The organism is Flavobacterium branchiicola (assembly GCF_018383905.1).
Lineage (GTDB): Bacteria > Bacteroidota > Bacteroidia > Flavobacteriales > Flavobacteriaceae > Flavobacterium > Flavobacterium branchiicola.
This window is the reverse complement of the sequence record NZ_JAGYWA010000007.1, coordinates 243,285-262,119: the sequence shown is the minus strand read 5'-3', so window position 1 is coordinate 262,119 and position 18,835 is coordinate 243,285. Positions and strand designations below refer to the sequence as shown.

The window sequence follows — 18,835 nt, the reverse complement described above, 5'->3', positions numbered from 1 at the left end:
TTCGTTTAATCGTTTAAGTAAATCTAAACAATTAAACGAATTGAATGTTGCATTTTATTAAGCATCGATGTTTGCGTAAACCGCATTTTTCTCGATAAATTCTCTACGTGGCGGAACTTCATCTCCCATTAGCATAGAGAAAACTCTATCAGCTTCTGCCAGACTATCGATTGTTACCTGACGTAAAGTTCTGAAGTTAGGATCCATTGTAGTTTCCCACAATTGTTCTGCATTCATCTCTCCAAGACCTTTATAACGCTGAATACCGGCACTTCCACCCATTCTTTCGTTCGCCTGATCACGTTGAACATCGTTCCACGCATATTCTTTTTTATTTCCTTTTTTAACCAAGTATAAAGGTGGCGCTGCGATATAAACGTGACCTTCTTCGATTAATTCTTTCATGAAACGGAAGAAGAACGTTAATATTAAGGTAGAAATGTGACTACCATCGACGTCGGCATCACACATGATGATTACCTTATGATATCTTAGTTTTTCAAGGTTTAGTGCTTTACTATCTTCGGCAGTACCAACCGTTACTCCAAGAGCAGTAAAGATATTTCTAATCTCTTCGTTTTCGAATACTTTATGATGCATCGCTTTCTCAACGTTCAGGATCTTACCACGTAATGGTAAAATTGCCTGAAAATTACGATCACGACCTTGTTTTGCTGTTCCACCAGCCGAATCTCCCTCGACAAGGTAAACCTCACATCTTGCTGGATCTTGTTCTGAACAGTCAGATAATTTTCCTGGTAATCCACCACCGCCCATAACGGTTTTACGTTGTACCATTTCACGCGCTTTTTTCGCTGCGTGACGAGCCTGAGCTGCTAAGATTACTTTTTGGATGATTAATTTTGCATCATTTGGATTTTCTTCCAAATAATTCTCTAACATCTCTCCAACAGCCTGAGAAACCGGAGAAACAACCTCTCTGTTTCCAAGTTTAGTCTTAGTTTGTCCCTCAAATTGAGGCTCTGAAACTTTTACCGAAATAATCGCTGTTAATCCTTCACGGAAGTCATCTCCTGCAATTTCGAATTTCAATTTATCCAGCAAACCAGAAGCATCCGCATATTTTTTAAGCGTTCTTGTCAAACCACTTCTAAAACCTTGTAAATGCGTACCTCCTTCGTGTGTATTAATATTATTTACGTAAGAAAAAATATTCTCAGTATAACTTGTGTTATAAATTAAAGCAACTTCAACAGGGATTTCACCTTTATCGTGATCCATACTGATTACGTGAGAAACAATTGGCTCACGATTTCCATCCAGATAACGAATGTATTCTTTTAATCCTTCTGTAGAATGAAATACCTCACTTCTGAATTCTCCTTTTTCATCTACTTCTCTCTTGTCTGTAAACGTAATTGTGATTCCTTTATTCAGGAAAGAAAGCTCACGCATACGCGCTGACAACGTATCATAAGAGAACTCTGTAGTTTGTGTAAAGATCGTATTGTCAGGGTAAAAAGTCTGACGTGTACCTCTTTTTTCTGTTTCTCCGATTTGTTTTACCGGATATAATGATTTTCCTCTTTCGTATTCTTGTTCGTAGATTTTACCTTCTCTAAATACAGTCGATTTCATATGAACCGAAAGTGCATTTACAACAGAAACTCCAACCCCGTGTAAACCTCCTGAAACTTTATAAGAATCTTTATCAAATTTACCTCCTGCACCAATTTTAGTCATTACAACCTCAAGTGCAGAAACTCCTTCTTTTTTATGTAAATCAACCGGAATACCACGACCATTATCTTCAACTGTAACCGAACCGTCTTCGTTGATTGCAACACTAATGGCGTCACAGTGTCCGCCCATCGCCTCATCAATCGAGTTATCAACAACCTCATAAACCAAATGGTGTAGTCCTCGAACTCCTACATCTCCAATATACATCGACGGACGCATTCTTACGTGCTCCATCCCCTCTAATGCCTGAATACTATCTGCTGAATAATTGTTCTTCTTGATTTCTTCGCTCATATAATTTATCCTAAAAAAATGTAATTATTGTCTAACACGCAAATATATAAAAACGCAGACTATATATGTCTTAAAATCCTGTTTAAAGCACTTAAGTTATTAACACAATTGTGTGAAAAATCAAAAAATAAATTCCAAATTCCAAAAATTAGCATTCAAAAAAAAATAAAATCCCAATTTCTGTTAAAAAAGCAAAATCCGAAACAAACAAGAAAGATGTTGTTTCGGATTTTTATTTGACTCTTTTTAAAATTTCAGAAGCTTAATCAACATCTAAAACTCAAAAAATAATTCTCTGTTTATTTCTTATTAAAATCACCTGCATAAATCGAAGTCATTTTATCTAAACTTAAATACTTTCTCAATGCAGTATTAACTTCTTCAACTTTTAGAGCTTTTACTTTGTTTTCAAGATCATCATAATCTTCTAAAGGAACATTGAACTGCAAATATGTATTAACCAAATTCATTAAAGTATCATCGCTTCCTAATCTTGTTTTTCTCTCATTTTGCCAGCTAACCAAATTAGATTTTAATTCCTCAGCGGTAAATCCATCTTTTAAAGCCTTTGAAATTTCTTCTTTAACAGCTACCTCAACAGCATTTTTCTTTGTAGGATTTAGCAATGCATAATATTCCCAAAAAGCAACATCATTTGTTAGTGGCACCTCTATAAAAGATCCCGCTCCATAACTTATCCCTTCTTTTTCTCTCAATCGCATCGGAATACGCGCACTTAAGAAACCTCCACTGCCCAGAATTTCGTTAGCCATCACAAATGCAGGATAATCAGGACTATTACGATCCATTTTAAAATTTATTTTTCCCAGCGCTATAGCATTTTCCTTATCCGGAGTACTATAATCTTTATCTAGTTTACTGGTTTCAAAATAAGTTGGTTTAGCTAATTCATATTTTGATTTTGAATTCCATTTTCCAAAAGTATTTTCCAAAATCTGAGCTGTTGTTTTAGCATCCAGATCTCCAACTACACTTCCTACCCCGTTATTCCCTCCTAAGATATTTTTATAAAAATCGACTATCTCCTTCTGTTTTATCTTTTTAAAAGCCTCTATTTGCTCTGAAATTGTAGGCGTATAAAAAATACTCTCTCTACTATAATTTCCAGTTTGTCTTGCAATTTCAGTAACTGCAATTGTTTGTGGATCATTCAGATTAGATTCGAGATACGTATTATATTCTGTAATTGTTTTATTCAGTTCATTTTCGGGAAAAGTAGAATTAACCAACAAATCTCCTAAAATCTCCATCACTTCTTTAAAACTATCTTTATAAGTAGCAATATTAACCGAAAGGATTTGTCTTGAAAAATTAAAGTTAATACTTGATTTTAACTGATCTAATCGATCCTGAATTTGCTCTTTTGTTCTTGTTGTAGTTCCGGTTGTTAGCAATTGAGCCAAAATCCCGCCTGTATCAACTTTTCCTGCTAATTCTTTCTCATTACTTACAGGAAATTTAAAGTTTGCCTGAACCTTTCCTCCTTTGATTTCTTTTTTAATTAGTCCGTATTTCACACCATTACTTAACTTTCCTTCTGTTAAGTTTTGTTTTAGATTTTTAATCGAAGCCTCAAAAGGAGCGGCTTCTTTTTCTAAAGCTTTTCCTTTGTAATCTTTAGTGATCGCTGCTATCTGTTCATCAGTATATTCAACAGATTTAACTCTTGCTTCTTCTTTTGAAGGAATAAATACACCTACTGTTCTATTATTGCTTCTAAAATATTTTTCAGCTACTCTCTGAATATCTTCTTTAGTCAATTTTTCTACCGTATCACGATATAAATAACCAAGTCTGAAATCCCCAGATCCTATAACTTCTGTAATATTAATGGCATATGAAATGGTATTGTTTTTTACATCTTCAATTTGTTTGATAATTTTTGCCTTAGCTCTGCTAACATCCTCATCGGTGTATTTTGTTGTCGCAATTTTATCCAGCTCTGCTCTTACAATATCCTCGGTCGCTTTAATATCTTTAGTATTTGGAACCGCAACTCCAAAATACATAAAACTTGCATCACGCACCGTTGGTTGCCAATAATATATGCTGGATACTTTTTGAGTTTCTACCAAAGATTTATACAAATATCCCGATGGATCTGCGGTTAAAATTTCTGCCAAAGCATCAATTGCTGCATAATCTTTATCGGCATACGGAGCAGTATGATAAAGAGCTCCAACATTTTTACTGTCACCTGCTCTTTTCAGTTCAACAAATTTCTCTCCGTCCTGCGCAGGCTCAATGGTGTAGGTTTTATCTAAAACTCTTTTAGGTTTCGGAATTACAGCAAAATACTGCCCTACATATTGCAATGCTTTTTTCTCATCAAACTTACCAGCGATCACTAAAGTAGAATTGTCCGGCTGATAATATTTTTCATAAAAAACACGAAGTCTGTTCGCTTTTACGCGCTCAATATCTTCTTTGCTTCCAATTGTACTATTTCCGTAATTATGCCATAAATAAGCAGTCGAAATAATTCTTTCCTGCAAAACGCCATCAGGATTATTTTCGCCAATTTCAAATTCATTTCTTACCACGGAAAATTCTTTATCAAGATCAGTTTGCAGAATCGTGGCATTAATCATTCGATCTGCTTCCATTTCAAGACTCCATTTTAAGTTCTCGTCACTTGATGGAAATATTTCATAATAATTTGTACGATCGTACCAGGTAGTTCCATTTGCATTTCCACCTTTGTCTGAAAGCATTTTTTTTATGTCGCCTAAATTTTTGGTACTTTTAAAAAGCATATGCTCCAGTAAATGAGCCATCCCTTTTTCTCCATAGCCTTCATTTCTGGAGCCTACGTTGTAGACAATATTTACAATCATATTGCTTTGTGAAGCATCCGGAATTAAAAGAACTTTTAATCCATTATTTAATGAATATTCTTTAATTCCTTCAACATTTGTAATGTATTTGGGTAGTTCAGGTTTTTTTTGGGCATAAACTGAATTCATTGCTGCCAGCGAGCAGCACAAAATTCCACTCATTAAAAGGTTTCTCATAAATTATGTTATTTAGTTATTCTTGGTAATCAAATATAGTATTTTTCTTAAATACAATAATCTCCTATTAACTTACTTTTAGAAAATTAAAAACTGAATCTATTTACACAATAAGATTTCCCCTTTACAAGATGAGATTACTTTAACCCTTTATCTCTTATTCCATCAATTGCTGCTTTTACAAAAATCATCTTTATTATATTTTAATTTTGAAGCATCAATTTCTGTTTTCATTACACATTTTGTCCCGCTATCCGCTATATCTTTTGTGGCATCCCGATAGTTATCGGGAACCACAAAAGGATGCCGCTTCTATTGGGGCTAGACAAGATATTTTCGGTTTTTAAAGCTCTTTTACAACAGAAAACTCGATAAAAAATATAAACAAACCTAAATCCTCTAAAAGTTTTATTTTAGACAGAATAAGACAAATCTTCTTTTACTTAATTCTAAAAAAAAAGCACCCCAAATTGGAGTGCTTCTTAAAATTTTAATCTTTATTTTTTATACTGTAGATTTTGATCTTTCAGTTCCGGCTTTTACGTGTGCAGCATTTGCTCTTCCGCTCGGATCTTGATTATCCTGCCATTTCGGAATCCATTTACGTACTGTTTGAGCAGCACTAACCTGTGGATAAAATTTATGAAAAATAGATCGGAACAAGTATGCTTCTTTTGTCGCAGGTGAATTATATGGAAATTCTGCAGCAGCTCCGGCCATTTGCTCATCTGAAACCTGAGACGAACAATATTCTATTAATTCATCAATCCAGTTATAACCTACTCCATCTGAAAATTGCTCTTTCTGGCGCCATAAAATCTCTGACGGCAAATACGGATCTTCCGGTGTATCAAATGCTTTTCTTAAAATATATTTTTCGATTCCGTCATAATTCTTTGGTTGTTTTTCTTCGGTTTTAATTCGAATCGCAACATCTAAGAAATCTTTATCTAAAAACGGAATTCTGGCTTCCAATCCGTGAGCCATTGTTGTTTTATCCACACGCAACAAATCGGCAGTAAACAACTTTTGAACTCTTTCTATTGTTTCATCCTGAAATTCTTCTGTTGACGGAGCGTTTCTGAAATATAAATATCCACCAAAAATTTCGTCGGCACCTTCACCTGAAAGCACTACTTTTATTCCGGTCTCTGCAATAGCTTTAGACAATAAATACATTGGAACGCAAGATCTTACCGAGATAACATCGTAAGTTTCGATATGGTAAATTACTTTTTCTAAAACCTGAACACCTTCTTCTACAGAAAAATGAATTTCATGATGTTCTGTTCCTAAAAAAGCGGCTGCTTTTCTTGCTGCAATATTATCAGGAGCATTTTCATCTAAACCAATAGAAAATGAATGTAATTTTTCTCCATTTCCTTTTAAAAGTCTAGAAGCTATAGACGACACCAAAGAAGTATCTAAACCACCAGATAATACAACTCCTAACGGTACATTGCTTATTAAACGTTTACGCGTTGCTTCGATTAAAGTCTCACGAATTAATTCTAAATTCAGACTTTCGACTGCTTTTTTATGGTCTTCGTATTCCGGTTGGTAATATTTAACGAAACCTGTTTTTGCTGTATAATAATGTCCCGGAGGAAAAGTTGAAAATGATTTACACTGATCTGCAATCGCTTTCATTTCTGAAGAAAAATAAATTCTCCCTCTTTCATCCAATCCGTAGTACAAAGGCTTTACACCAATCGGGTCTCTTCCCGCGATGTAATCATCTCCGTTAATCACTACAAATGCAAAAGCACCATCAAGCATATTGCAAAACTTATAGCCAAATTCTTCATACAAATGAACAATAACTTCAGAATCTGATTTAGTTCTAAACGAATGTTCTTTTAAGACCGTGTTTTTTAACTCCTCATAGTTATAAATTTCACCATCATGAATCATCCAGGCTGTGTTTGTTCCCTGAATAGGTTGTTTTCCCGATTGCAAATCAATAATTGATAAGCCTTCGTGACAAATTACGCTTCCATTTTCCATAATATGCAAATCACTCTCGTCAGGGCCACGATAGGCCATTCTTTCCGAAAGTTCTTTTACAAGTTGTGGGTCTTTACCTTTACCGATAACGGCCAATAATCCAGACATACTATTCTATTTTTTTAATATTTTAAACGTTTCCCTCATGAAACGACTAAATGAAAAATTAATTCTAATTTTAATTTTCAAAGCAAAACTAAAGATAATTTTCTGCTTTTTTCTGATACACCTCTTAAAATATAGGCGATTTAACTTTTTTGCATCAGTAAGTGTCAAATATAAAAAAGAAAGTACAATGATGCTGCAAAATCCAATTCAATCCATTAATATTTAACATTTTAACCAATACAGACAAGAAAAAAAACGTTCTCTTAAAGAGAACGTCTTTCTAAATATATACTAATTCTAAAAATTACGTATTAAGCTTTTGCATAAGCATCATCATGTACACTTGCTACAGCTCTTCCAGATGGGTCGTTCATGTTTTTGAAAGCCTCATCCCACTCCAATGCAATTTTTGTACTACAAGCAACACTTGCTTCCTGAGGCACACATAAAGCCGCTGCATCACTTGGAAAATGTTCCGTAAAAATAGAACGGTAGTAATACTCTTCTTTTGAAGTTGGTGTCTGCAATGGGAATTTGTATTTCGCGTTTGCTAATTGCTCATCCGAAACCTCTTTTGCCACTACTTCTTTCAAAGTGTCAATCCAACTGTATCCTACTCCATCAGAAAATTGCTCTTTTTGTCTCCATGCAACACTTTCAGGAAGCATGTCTTCAAAAGCTTTACGAACTACCCATTTTTCCATCGGGTGTTCTTTGTTGATCATCTTATCTTGTGGGTTGATGCGCATCGCAACATCCATAAACTCTTTATCTAAGAATGGTACACGACCTTCAATTCCCCACGCTGCTAAACTTTTGTTTGCACGTAAACAGTCGTACATATGAAGTTTACCTAATTTACGAACGTTTTCTTCGTGAAATTCTCTTGCGTTTGGTGCTTTGTGGAAATATAAATATCCTCCAAACAACTCATCTGCTCCTTCTCCTGAAAGAACCATTTTGATTCCCATTGATTTAATAACTCTCGCCATTAACCACATTGGAGTTGACGCTCTTACAGTAGTTACATCATATGTTTCAAGGTTGTAAATTACATCTCTTACCGCATCTAGACCTTCCTGAATAGTAAATTTAATTTCATGGTGAATTGTTCCGATGTGTTTTGCAACAACTTGTGCAGCAGCCAAATCAGGAGAACCATCTAATCCAACTGAAAAAGAGTGCAATTGCGGATACCAAGCCTCTGTAGTATCATCAGATTCAATACGTTTTTGTGCGAACTTTTTAGCTACTGCCGAAGTAATAGAAGAATCTAAACCTCCAGAAAGTAAAACTCCGTAAGGAACATCACTCATTAATTGTCTGTGAACTGCAGCTTCAAGTGCTTTTTTGATTTCTGGAATACTTGTTTCGTTATCTTTTACTGCATCATACTCTGTCCAGTCTCTTTTGTACCATTGTACAAATTCTCCGTCTTTGCTTGATAAATAATGTCCTGGAGGGAATAACTCAATTTTTGTACAATATCCTTCTAAAGCTTTTAATTCTGAAGCAACATAAAAAGTTCCGTGTTGATCCCATCCAATGTATAATGGAATGATTCCCATATGGTCACGAGCAACAAAATACTCATCTTTATCTACATCGTAAATTGCAAATCCGAAGATTCCGTTCATTTCATCAATAAAGTGTGGTCCTTTTTCTTTATAAAGTGCCAAAATTACTTCGCAATCACTTTCAGTCTGAAAGTTGTATTTTCCTTCAAATTGTTTACGCAATTCTCTGTGGTTGTAAATTTCACCATTTGCAGCCAAAACTAATTTTTTGTCTTCTGTAAATAAAGGTTGTTTCCCTGAAGCCGGATCTACAATTGCCAAACGCTCATGAGAAAGAATTGCTTTATCATTACTGAATATCCCGCTCCAGTCTGGTCCGCGGTGACGAATGATTTTTGACATTTCTAATACTTGAGGTCTTAAAGCTTCTGCTTTTTGCTTTAAGTCAAAGGCACATACAATTCCACACATAATTTTATATTTTAATTTTTAATAAATTTCATTTCTACAAGGCAAAGATGTGATATTAGTTACAATTGAAAAACACAAACCACAATATCGATTACATTTTAAAACTATAAAACCTTTTTTACATATAAAATGTAAAATTTACAAGCAAAAAAAAGCTCTAAACTTGAAAATTTTAATTTTGACTATAAAACCGCTTTAAAATTTAAAGTTTAATCGCATTTTTTGAATTAAATTTTGAGTTATTTCGTTACAAATGAAAGATTCGTAAAGAGAAGCATAAAAGTTGTTCCTGAATTGTATTTAATACAATCATGAAAGGCTTACACAGAAAACTTAGAAATAGAACTTTGGCAATATTCTTTAAGCTTTAAAACTTCTTTTAAATAAAACAAAAAGAAGTACAGCCAGTAATACTGCAAAAGTAAAAGCAGACATTATCCAAATAGAATAAACATTCAACAGGCCTTGATATTTATCCTGAAACCGAACCAAGCCATTTAGACAGAACAAGATTATAGACAGAAATGGCAAAACAAAAATAGCAGTAAGTAAAATTTTCAGCGGTTTGATTTTTGCCCATCTATAAACACCAAATAATAACATTAAATAAAGAGCGCTCATTAAAAAACCAATTCCAAAAACTTCCATACTAGAATATAATTTCATTCCACAATTATACTACACTTTCTATAGTATAATGTGTTTTATTAATTTCAAACTGAAAACCAGCCTTATTCCCCATCAAATGATTTCCCAGTGGAGATTGCGGTGAAAGCGCAATAACATTAATTCCGTCAATTGCAATTTTTGGAAGCGCCACACTTACATACAAATAGATTCCGTTTGCTTTTACCAAACTTCCTAATACTATATTTTCTGTGCTTTTAAGCGGGTCTATTTTATCTAAAATTGCTTTTTGAGCAATTGCTTCTTTTAATTTGTTGGTCAGTTTTTCCTGCTCAATATGCATCATCGACAAAGCAGTTTCATGTTTGTCACCGGCAGAACCTTTAGCATCATTTTTAGAATCTTCAGTCAGATTTGAAATCATATCTCTGAACACATCGATTCGATCCTGGACCATTTGATTATAATGGGAATATATTTTTTCTTTGAAAGTCATTTTTTTTAAAGTACTGAGGTTCTAAGCTACAAAGGTGCAAAGTTTTTTTCTTTGTCTAAGATTTATTCGAAAAAAGCTTTTGGATAAACTACTTCTCCTCTTACATCTTTTAAGCCGTCTTTTATCAAAGCGATTACCATACAATTTTCTGCAGGAACTTCAAATGGCATTTTAATATCGTGTTTTTCACAAAGTTCATAACCAAACCTTGGATAATAATCCTGGTGTCCGAGTAAAATAACCGATTTATAACCTAGTTTTTTAGCAACATCATGACCGTGCAAAATTAATTTTGAACCAATACCTTTTCCCTGAAATTCCGGTAATACAGAAACCGGAGCCAATGCCAAAGACTGAAACGATTGGGATTGATTCTTAATTTCGAGCTTGGTAAATAAAATATGTCCGACAATTTTGCCTTCAACTTCGGCAATTATAGAAAGTTCAGGAATAAAAGCATTAGAATCTCTTAATCTCTCTACCAAAAACTGTTCTCTATGATCGCTGTATTCTTCTTTTTCAAAAGCTTTTTCTATCAATTGAAAAACACTCTTGTAATCTTCCTTATTTTCTTGTCTTAATTTAATTTCCATAAAATAAATTTAAAAAAATTAGTCGCGAATTCACGAATTTACTCCAAAAAATCCATGAACTCACGACTAAAAAAAAAGGCACATTTTTTAAACTAGATTTTGTGCCCTAGTATCTTTGATACAAAATTGTATTAAAAATCAAATTTGTAATTTCCTCCGGCAAGAACCTGGAATCCCTGAACAGGATAATTTAACCATCTTTCGTAAGCCTGATTTCCAATGTTATTCAATTTTAAGAAAAAGGTCAATCGCTCGTTGTATTTATATCCCACGTGTGCATTGGCATCAAAATAACTTTTTAAAGTCGAAATAACCGGATCTGTACCCAAATTCAGGTTGGTTTGCATATCTTTTCTCTCACCCACAAAAAACACATTTAAACCGGCATACCATTGCTTAGTAATACTAACGTCAAGATTTGAACTTAATTTCATTGAAGGTAAATTCCATGCTTCTAAACCATCTGTTTTATAGCTATTGAAAGTTCCATTAATTCCGAAAGAAACATTTTGAGAGAAATCTGCTTTTAATTCTCCGTAAAAACGAAATGTTCTCACATCATCATAAATTACACCAAAAGAGTTCCCGAAAGCATAATTCTGATTCGCAAAATCTTCTGTATAATCATTGCTTTTAAACAACGCTTTATCTTTTTCATTCAGGTAAGAACCTGTCAAATTATAGTTAATATTGTTTGCCAATTTCCCTTTCAACCCTGCAAAAACAGTATATTGATTACTTGTTGGCCTCATGTTTAAAGTTGGAGACAAAAATGGATTTTCGGTCACAAAATCTGCATAAGAGTTTTGGTTTAAGCTTCCGTTTACTCCAGTATAGAAAATCATTAAATCACCAACCAATTTGTATGATGCATTCACTTTTGGATAAATATAAAATTTGTTTCCGCTATTTTCAGAATCTAATGCATAATACAATCCAGCCCCAAGTTCAAGCGTCCATTCATTTTCATGAACCACAAAACTTGGCTCAATTCCAAAATTAGTCAGACTGTATTTCAAAGGTTCTACGTTATCATACGCATAATTATGTTCAAAAGAACCGCTAACATGATCTACAATAATATTGGTATTTATCGCCTGATCCATTACATCAACTTTGAATGTTGGCTTAACATAAAAACGATTTTCTGATGAAGAAAAACTATCTGAGAAATGCGTAAATCTTGTCGAAATTTTACTAAAAATCCCTTCGTTGAATTCTACATTTCCACCTAAAGATATGGTGTTGTAGGAGTGATTTGGATTAATTCCTCTTATTAAATCTTCCTGCGTAGCTGGTGGCAAAGTCATTCCGAAATCTGAAGGTAAACCATACCAATTGTAAACCTGATTCTGATATCCTAAATCAACGCCCCAGGACACATCACGATTAATTACGCCATAACCTACATTTAGTGCAGTATCGTAAAATTCATCATTAAGATTAACATCTTTAATTCCGCCCTGCGAAGAGTGGTGACGAAGCATTCCCGCTATGTAATCATTATTACCCAAATCCTGTGTTACAAATAACTCAGCATTTAAAGTACCATAATTTCCAACTCCTAAAGTCGCATAATTATTAAACAATCGTTCTTTTTTAGATTTCTCAACCCCTTCCGCTTTTCCTTTTGAAGGCGTAAAAGTTGACGCAACGGGAACCGATAAAATACTATATTTAATGGTTTCTTTTGGCTGGTTTCCTGCATCGTCAAGCGAAGGAGTTTCTTTCACTTTAAACGCATCAGATATTGTTGGCGAGTATGGTTTTACTACGTTTACCGTTTCTGTTCCGATATTTTCGTTCTTCTTTTGCGAAAACGAAACCTGAGCAACAAACAACAGCAGTAAAATGAATATTTTATTTCGGCAGTTTAATTTCATATTTATTTATTTTTAGAGAATAGAGGAAAGAAAAAAGAGAAAAGACATATAATCCTATCTTATTTTCGTCTCCTCAAACTCTTTGTTCTATTCTCTATATTCTATTTTCTATATTCTATTTTCTTTTCTAAAATCTAAATTCTTTCTTCTTGACTCTTGCTTCTAAAGCTTAAGCTTCCCACTCTCCTTTGGCAACAAACTGAGCGTTTCCACCAATTTCAATATCATACTTATCATCTGTTAGTTTTCCTTTGAAATAAATTTCAGACGGACGATTGATATAATCTCCCTGATGATTGGTTAATTCTAATTCAGGTTTATGATATTTTAGTAAAAAAGCCTGTAAACATGTACTGGCACTTCCTGTTGCAGCATCTTCAACCAGTTGATTATGTTCTACGCACAACATTCTACTGAACAATTTTGAACCTTCTAAATAATAAAAATATAAGCCTCTGTGATCTGTTTTACAATGCTGCTTCATCCAGTTATCTGCTTTATCTTTATCTAAAACCAAATTTTCCAAAGCTCTTTTACTACTTAAACCTACCATTACAAAAGCGCTTCCTGTGGTTACTTCCTGAATTGGAAATTGATTTTCGAAATCGCTTATCTTCAGATTACTGAATAATGTGAAATCTTCTTTCGAAAAAATATCCCAGAACTTTGGCTGTGCGGCTTTTAACCAAATCAATCCTTCTGATTTATGAATCGCAATTGGCCCAATCGGAACTTCCAGTTTAATTTCATCAGCAGCATTATCAAAAATCTTATTCATTAAAACCCACGAAGTACCAATTATCGGATGACCCGCAAACTGCATTTCATGTGCCGGAGTAAATATTCTAATCTCGGCTTTATTATTTTCTTTGTCCAGTTTAGTTACAAAAGTGCTTTCCGCAAAATTGATTTCACGGGCAATATTTTGCATTTCGGCTGAACTTAATTTTTCTGCATCCATAAAAACTGCCAACTGATTCCCGGCATATTTTTTATCAGCAAAAACGTCAACTATATAAAAAGGTAAACTCATATTTTTTTCTTTTTTTTCAGAAAGAATAGAATCAAGAAGAAAGAGAAAAGACTTTTTCTGTCTTGCTTCTTGCATCTTTCTTCTATTTACTAATTGACGAATTCGTTTTTGATTCTTCTACTTTAATCGCACCCAACTCTCTTTTAGCTTCTTCAACCACATCAGGATAATCTGTAAAATTGTTGATTACGTTATCTAAAATATATGTGGCCTGGTAACTGTCTTTTAATCCGTAGAAGTTTTTCGCCATTAACACCAAACCTTTTGCACCATAATATTTATAGGCTGAATAATTTTTGGCTAATTTTTGAACAGCTGTATTAGAAGCATCAAATTTGCCTTCTTTAGTTTTAAAATAAGCGTCATAATACAAAGCTTCTGCTGCTAATTCTCCTTTAGACGTTGTTAGCAGTTTTGCATAAGCAGATTTTGCTTTGTCTTCATTTCCTGTCTGCATCGCAGCACGGGCAACAATAATTTGCGCATCAGCTTTTACGCCTGCATCGGCTTTTGGATTTTCTAAAACTTTCTCGGCAGAAATAACTGAATTGTCATAGTCTTTCTTGTCATAATAACATTTCATCAGATTAGCTTGTGCGAAGTTTTTATTCTGAGGATAATCAGCACCGTTTTCTAAACGTACCAAAACCGGAATTGCTTTGTCGCAATCTTTAGCTTTTAAGTAAATCTGAGCCAATCTGTTTAATGCTTGTTCTGTAAACTCGCTTCTTGGCTGATCAATTACATATTGATAATTTGAAATTGATTTCGTTTCTGAACCATCTGCATAAGTTAATTGTGCCAAATAAAAATTAGCTTCCAGCGCATGCAAGCCAGCTGGAAATTTACTTACATACCCAGAGAAACCAGTAATAGCGGCTTTGTTATTGTTTTGGCTGTATTGTTTAAATGCTGCATCATAAGTATCGTTGTCTAATTCAGCATCTGTAACTGAGACGAAATCTAACGTACGAACCCACGTTGCGTATTCATCTACTTTTCCAGAATCAACGTAAATTAATCTTGCTGTTGAAACCGCTTCAAGAGCTTCCGGTGTTTTAGGGAATTCAGCAGCAACTTTTTTGAATTTTGATAAAGCCAATTCGTCACGATCTGAATTATAATAAATCAAACCTTGTTTTAAAATCGATTTTGAAGTAAAAGAACCGTCTTTATATTCAGAAATCAGCTGATCGTATGTTTTAATTGCTAAATCATTTTTCTTATCCGCTACATACGTATTTCCCAATTCAAACAAAGCATCATCACGATACGCTGATTTTTTATACATTTTCAGGAAGTTATTCAGCTCATTGATTTTCTGATCATTTTTTGACATAAAACCATACGAAAGCGCTTTTTGAAATTGAGCATAATCGGCATCAACTCCTTTTGCATCAATCGCTTTTCCGTAAGCTTCATTAGCCTGAGCATATTTTGAAGTTACAAATCTCGAATCTCCCAAGCGCAAGTAAGAATCGTTTAAACGTGTTTTATCAGAAGGCGAATTATCAATCTGAGCCTGAAATGAATTTGCCGCCTGATCATATTCTTTCAGCTTAAAATAAGTATAACCAATATTGTAATTGATGTTTTTATATTCGTCTGTAGATTTTGCTGCCGCCTGACCTGCAAACTGTTTGTAAGTTAGTAATGCATTCTGAAAATCATCAGCCAGATATTCTGTTTCTGCTTTCCAGAAAGTTGCGCGTGCTGTAAACTCAGGTGTTTTTTGTTCGCTCATGGCGCTTTTAAACATCTTTCCTGCTTCAGCATAATTAGATTCATTATACAATTCTAATCCTCTGTAAAATAAAACTTTCTGATAAGCTGCTTTATTCTCAGCCGTTCTGTTCTTCTCTAATAAAGTTAAAGCTTCTTTATAATTTTTAGTCGAAATATAAGAATCTACTAATAGTTTTTCAACCTCAGATTTGCTCGAATTATTTGGATATTTTTTTAAGAAATCAAGTAAAATTCCCGGAACTGTTTGGTAAGCATTTCCAATTTCATAACTTAATTTCGCATAATTTAAAGCTGCATCTTCCTGAATTTGAGCATTAAATTCCATTTCAGAAGCATTCTTGAAAGCGTTTAAAGCTTCTTGCTTTTTTCCTGTGTTCAAATAACTCAAACCTAAATGATAATAAGCATTTTGGGCTACGAAATCTTTTCCTTCAATGATTTTATTAAACTGAGAAATGGCTTTTTCGTATTCCTTTTTCTCATAATACGCATAACCTAACTGATAAAAATCGGTATTATTCCATTTTCCTTTTTTACCGGCATATTGCTCTAAATATGGAATTGCTTTATCATATTGTTTTAAATTGAAATAACTTTCCCCGATAATTTTATTCAATTCTGATTTTTCTAACTCGTTTGATTTTGCCATCGCTTTCTGACCCAAATCAATCGCTTTTTGAAAATTTCCAAGTTTGAAATTCATATCAGCCTGATAGTACGAAAGTTTCTCTTTGTATTTCTCTTCTCCCGAAACTTCGTCAAAATATTTAGTAGCTTCTTTATAATCATCGCCTTCATAAGCCATAAATCCTAAATAATATTTGGCCTGAGAACCAAATTCAGGAGAATTTACCACTTTATTAAAATACGTTGTGGCTTCTTTTTTCTTTTTGGCATTAAAATAACTGTATCCTTTCTGGAAATTAAATTTATCCGAATCCGATTTGCTCATGTAGCTTTCATCTACTTTATCAAACCATTGTAAAGCTTTTGGATAATTTCCCTGTTCAAAGAAATATTGTGCTACCTCAATGTATGCCTGATTTTGTTTTGTACTTGTTGGATATTCTTCTACGAATTTTTCCATCAAAGCATCAGCATTTGGCTGATTGGTTCTAATAGCGCAATTGGCAATATAATAAGCACAATCTGACTTTACTTCTTCAGTATGTGCAGTATTATTTTTTATGTATTCAAAAATATGTTGTGCCGATGCATATTGCTTGTCATTATACAAAGCCACCGCTTTATCAAAATCCTTTAATTCGTAAGTGTATATAGCTGATTTTTGTGCCGAAACTGTGGTCGAAATAAGAACTGTTGGGAGTAAAAAGAACCAGAGGAGTTTACGCATTTTTATTATATTTTAGTATTCAAATGTATCATTTTATACCGTGTATAACGAAACGTTTCCGGCATTTATTATGAACAAAACGCTTAATTGTTATTATTAAACAAGATATTAAGCCGTAAAATATACACTGCAAAACATTCAAAAAACGCTTTTTTCAAACCATATAAGTAATGTAAGTTATTATAAGCAAGAAGCTTGAACTGAGTCATATTAAAATGAACTTATATAACTTATATGGTTTATTTTTTTATTCCAGTTTTTAGCAATTTTATTCAGAAATCATTGAAATTTATTTTGAATCCAAGCGTTATCTTATTACTTTTACCATTCAAATCAATTTTACTATGTCACAAACCGTACTGTCTCTTAAAGAAGTCACTATATATCAAGAAGGAAGAAAAATTATATCTCACATTAATTTAGAGGTTGAACATGGTGAATTTATCTACATCATTGGAAAAACTGGTTCCGGAAAAAGTAGTTTCTTAAAAACTTTATATGCAGATTTACCTTTGGTTGAAGGTGAAGGTCACATTGTTGAATTTGATTTGGCTACTTTAAAAGAAAGCGATATCCCGTATTTGAGACGTAAAATTGGTATCGTATTTCAGGATTTTAAATTGCTTCCGGACCGTTCTGTAAAAGACAACATGCTTTTTGTTTTAAAAGCGACAGGCTGGGTTGAAAAAGGTGCTATGGAGCACAAAATCGATGAAGTTCTGGACAAAGTTGGAATGAAAGAATTCTTAAACAAAATGCCTCACCAACTTTCAGGAGGTGAACAACAACGTGTTGCGATTGCAAGAGCATTGCTTAACGATCCTGAGTTTATCTTAGCCGATGAACCAACAGGAAACCTTGATCCGCAGACGAGTTCAGAAGTTTTAGAGGTTTTAAAAACCATCAATGCAAATGGTAAAACGGTAATCATGGCAACACACGATTACGCTTTATTGATGAAATTCCCTTCTAAAACATTGAAATGCGAAGATGAAAGAATCTTCGAAGTTGTGCAAAGAAGCGTGTAATGCTTTCCATATTAATTCCGGTTTATAATTACAATGCTTTACCTCTCGTTAACGAACTTGTAAAGCAATGTAATAGCTGTGGAATTAACTTTGAAATCTTTTGTCAGGACGATGCTTCAAATTCTTCTGAAAACACTTTAAATCAGGAAATCAATTCTGTTACGAATGGTGCGTTTTTTATAAATGAAATCAATTTAGGAAGGGGAAAAAACATCAATTCCTTAGCTAAAAAAGCAAAATACGATTGGCTTTTAATTCTGGATTGCGATACTTTTCCTGCTCAGGATAATTTTATTCAAAACTATATTTCAGTAATTTCAGAAGCGAAAAACATCTATTTTGGAGGAATTATTTATGAAGATAAAAAACCTCAAAAAGAACATTTTTTACGTTGGTTTTACGGGCAAAAAAGAGAATCTTTGGCTATTCTGACTTCTAATTTATTAATCAAAAAAGAAGTTTTTATGAGATTTCCTTTTGATGAATCGATTACAAAATATGGTTATGAAGATTTACTTTTCTTTTCTGTTTTAAAAAAGAATAATTTCGAAATAACCCGAATAGAAAACCCTACTTTTCATTTAAACCTCGAAACTTCTCAAATCTTTTTAGAGAAAACAAAAACAGCGATAGAAAACTTATTTTTACTTTATCAATCAGGCAAAATTTCCAGTGAAGACAGCAAAATAATTAAAAGTTTTGATCTTTTAACGAAACTGAAATTAGTTTCATTCTTGGCCTTCCTTTTCAGGAAAAACAAAAGAAGTATTGAACAAAATTTACTTTCCGAAAAACCTTCTTTATTTCTGTTTGATCTTTATAAACTGGGTTATTTTTGTATTTTAAAAAATAATTAATATCGAATCTAACCTGCAAGGTTTCCAAAACCTTGTAGGTTTAAAATTCTCCAACCTTTAGAATTAAAAAAATGGAAATGTA

12 protein-coding genes are annotated in these 18,835 nt (G+C 33.4%); 2 read left to right on the top strand and 10 right to left on the bottom strand.

Translation table 11 applies throughout. The features are described 5' to 3' along the window. Positions 1-57: 57 nt before the first annotated feature. The 10 genes from gyrB to KHA98_RS18405 form a co-directional block, all read right to left on the bottom strand. Positions 58-1,998 carry a DNA topoisomerase (ATP-hydrolyzing) subunit B gene (gene gyrB / locus KHA98_RS18450; protein ID WP_213259364.1) on the bottom strand — a complete coding sequence of 647 codons (1,941 nt, stop codon included), beginning with the start codon at positions 1,996-1,998 and terminating at the stop codon, positions 58-60. Positions 1,999-2,297: 299 nt separating this feature from the next. After that, positions 2,298-5,033, bottom strand: coding sequence for a M16 family metallopeptidase (locus KHA98_RS18445; RefSeq protein WP_213259363.1), 2,736 nt, complete (start codon positions 5,031-5,033; stop codon positions 2,298-2,300). 504 nt (positions 5,034-5,537) lie between these two features. After that, on the bottom strand, positions 5,538-7,148 hold the full coding sequence (gene asnB, locus KHA98_RS18440) for an asparagine synthase B (RefSeq protein WP_213259362.1): 1,611 nt from the start codon (positions 7,146-7,148) through the stop codon (positions 5,538-5,540). A 311-nt stretch (positions 7,149-7,459) separates the two neighbouring features. Continuing rightward, positions 7,460-9,136, bottom strand: coding sequence for an asparagine synthase B (gene asnB / locus KHA98_RS18435; RefSeq protein WP_213259361.1), 1,677 nt, complete (start codon positions 9,134-9,136; stop codon positions 7,460-7,462). A gap of 360 nt (positions 9,137-9,496) precedes the next feature. After that, a complete protein-coding gene (locus KHA98_RS18430; RefSeq protein WP_213259360.1) occupies positions 9,497-9,802 on the bottom strand; it encodes a hypothetical protein in 306 nt (101 codons plus the stop codon). A gap of 7 nt (positions 9,803-9,809) precedes the next feature. Beyond that, a complete protein-coding gene (locus KHA98_RS18425) occupies positions 9,810-10,259 on the bottom strand; it encodes a hypothetical protein (protein ID WP_213259359.1) in 450 nt (149 codons plus the stop codon). 62 nt (positions 10,260-10,321) lie between these two features. Further along, positions 10,322-10,852, bottom strand: coding sequence for a GNAT family N-acetyltransferase (locus KHA98_RS18420; protein ID WP_213259358.1), 531 nt, complete (start codon positions 10,850-10,852; stop codon positions 10,322-10,324). Between the two features lie 131 nt (positions 10,853-10,983). Further along, positions 10,984-12,735 (bottom strand): TonB-dependent receptor, encoded by a 1,752-nt coding sequence (locus KHA98_RS18415; RefSeq protein WP_213259357.1) that lies wholly within the window; start codon positions 12,733-12,735, stop codon positions 10,984-10,986. 169 nt (positions 12,736-12,904) lie between these two features. Next, positions 12,905-13,768, bottom strand: coding sequence for a PhzF family phenazine biosynthesis protein (locus KHA98_RS18410; protein WP_213259356.1), 864 nt, complete (start codon positions 13,766-13,768; stop codon positions 12,905-12,907). Between the two features lie 82 nt (positions 13,769-13,850). Continuing rightward, positions 13,851-16,868 (bottom strand): tetratricopeptide repeat protein, encoded by a 3,018-nt coding sequence (locus tag KHA98_RS18405; protein ID WP_213259355.1) that lies wholly within the window; start codon positions 16,866-16,868, stop codon positions 13,851-13,853. Between the two features lie 344 nt (positions 16,869-17,212). On the opposite strand from KHA98_RS18405, the gene KHA98_RS18400 reads away from it, so the two are divergent. Further along, entirely contained in the window at positions 17,213-17,896 is a 684-nt protein-coding gene (locus KHA98_RS18400; protein ID WP_213259354.1) for a cell division ATP-binding protein FtsE, read from the top strand. Then, positions 17,896-18,753, top strand: a complete 858-nt coding sequence (locus KHA98_RS18395) for a glycosyltransferase family 2 protein (RefSeq protein WP_213259353.1) — start codon at positions 17,896-17,898, stop codon at positions 18,751-18,753. The genes KHA98_RS18400 and KHA98_RS18395 overlap by 1 nt, the downstream gene beginning before the upstream one ends. Positions 18,754-18,835 lie beyond the last annotated feature (82 nt).

Excerpts from the sequence above, each read along its gene's own strand:
- gyrB (WP_213259364.1), bottom strand. The coding sequence starts at position 1,998 with ATGAGCGAAGAAATCAAGAAGAACAATTATTCAGCAGATAGTATTCAG.
- KHA98_RS18445 (WP_213259363.1), bottom strand. The coding sequence starts at position 5,033 with ATGAGAAACCTTTTAATGAGTGGAATTTTGTGCTGCTCGCTGGCAGCA.
- asnB (WP_213259362.1), bottom strand. The coding sequence starts at position 7,148 with ATGTCTGGATTATTGGCCGTTATCGGTAAAGGTAAAGACCCACAACTT.
- asnB (WP_213259361.1), bottom strand. The coding sequence starts at position 9,136 with ATGTGTGGAATTGTATGTGCCTTTGACTTAAAGCAAAAAGCAGAAGCT.
- KHA98_RS18430 (WP_213259360.1), bottom strand. The coding sequence starts at position 9,802 with ATGAAATTATATTCTAGTATGGAAGTTTTTGGAATTGGTTTTTTAATG.
- KHA98_RS18425 (WP_213259359.1), bottom strand. The coding sequence starts at position 10,259 with ATGACTTTCAAAGAAAAAATATATTCCCATTATAATCAAATGGTCCAG.
- KHA98_RS18420 (WP_213259358.1), bottom strand. The coding sequence starts at position 10,852 with ATGGAAATTAAATTAAGACAAGAAAATAAGGAAGATTACAAGAGTGTT.
- KHA98_RS18415 (WP_213259357.1), bottom strand. The coding sequence starts at position 12,735 with ATGAAATTAAACTGCCGAAATAAAATATTCATTTTACTGCTGTTGTTT.
- KHA98_RS18410 (WP_213259356.1), bottom strand. The coding sequence starts at position 13,768 with ATGAGTTTACCTTTTTATATAGTTGACGTTTTTGCTGATAAAAAATAT.
- KHA98_RS18405 (WP_213259355.1), bottom strand. The coding sequence starts at position 16,868 with ATGCGTAAACTCCTCTGGTTCTTTTTACTCCCAACAGTTCTTATTTCG.
- KHA98_RS18400 (WP_213259354.1), top strand. The coding sequence starts at position 17,213 with ATGTCACAAACCGTACTGTCTCTTAAAGAAGTCACTATATATCAAGAA.
- KHA98_RS18395 (WP_213259353.1), top strand. The coding sequence starts at position 17,896 with ATGCTTTCCATATTAATTCCGGTTTATAATTACAATGCTTTACCTCTC.